Source organism: Candidatus Symbiopectobacterium sp. NZEC135, from assembly GCF_025962695.1.
Genome location: NZ_JAGFPF010000702.1, coordinates 1 through 1,022, shown reverse-complemented (window position 1 = coordinate 1,022; position 1,022 = coordinate 1). Strand labels below are relative to the sequence as shown.

General features: G+C 53.7%; 1 protein-coding gene. It reads right to left on the bottom strand.

The genetic code is table 11. The features are described from left to right. On the bottom strand, nt 1-769 hold a 769-nt coding region (locus J5224_RS29855; RefSeq protein ID WP_264628676.1), incomplete at its 3' end, for an MFS transporter. Between the last annotated feature and the right edge of the window lie 253 nt (nt 770-1,022).

Genomic DNA, 1,022 nt, shown 5'->3' with positions numbered 1-1,022 from the left:
ACCCCGCACACACCTCCGTCAGCGTTAACCCTCCCAGCAAAAAGCCACTTTGCGCGGCACTCCAGCCTAACTGCATGTAATAGGGTGGTAGCCAGGCAAGCACCAGCGAGTAAGCGCCCGTTCCTATCCCAAAGAACAGCATCAAGGCCCAATGTTGCAAACCGTGCGGCGCAGGGTGATAAATCGCATTCGGCTCGTGAGCCTCACGCGAAGACGGCGCTTTGCGCCAGACCAACAGCGCGATAAATGCAAGGATACCCCAAAATGCCAACGCACCAGACCAACCAGCGAGACCCGATAACGGCGAGGCCGTCGCCGCAGCAACGGCTGCCCCCGCCATGATCCCCGTGGTATAAAGCCCCATCAACAGACTGCTGCGCTGGAGAAAGAAGCGCTTGATAAACGACGGCACCAATGCCTGAATTAACGCAATCCCTACCCCACCAAGCGCCGCACTCACCAGCAACCCAGCGCGTGAATCCCATGGAAAACGCACCAGACAAGCGACCATAATGATGGTAATGCCGAGCAGAATGCCGCGATACTCCCCCAGATGACGTTGCAACCAGCCGCCATAAAGCGCACAGATCCCCATTGCCAAAATCGGCAGCGTGGTTAACAGACCAGCCTGACTGTCGTCCAGACCAGTAGCCTGCTGAATTTGTTCAAGCAACGGACCAACCACGGCCAGAATCGGGCGCAGGTTTATCCCAAGCAGCAGAATGGCGATAAAGAGAAACTGGCGTGAGTGCCTGGAGGAAGCGGGCATAAAATGATCCTGTGATTGTTATCTTACCGCTGAGGGTTGTGCCATGAAAAACGCAGGTAGTCGCTTACGTTCGTACCGCGTATTTTTGCACAAATTATCTTAACGTCAAGATAATAATCAGCCATCTTAGCGCTATCGTTTCGTGCTACAGACAAAAAAAATCCGCCATGATGGCGGATTTTTATATGACATCGCATTCCGGTTCAGAATTGATTTTCTGACCGCGCGACACCGTTAGAAACGGTAGCCTACG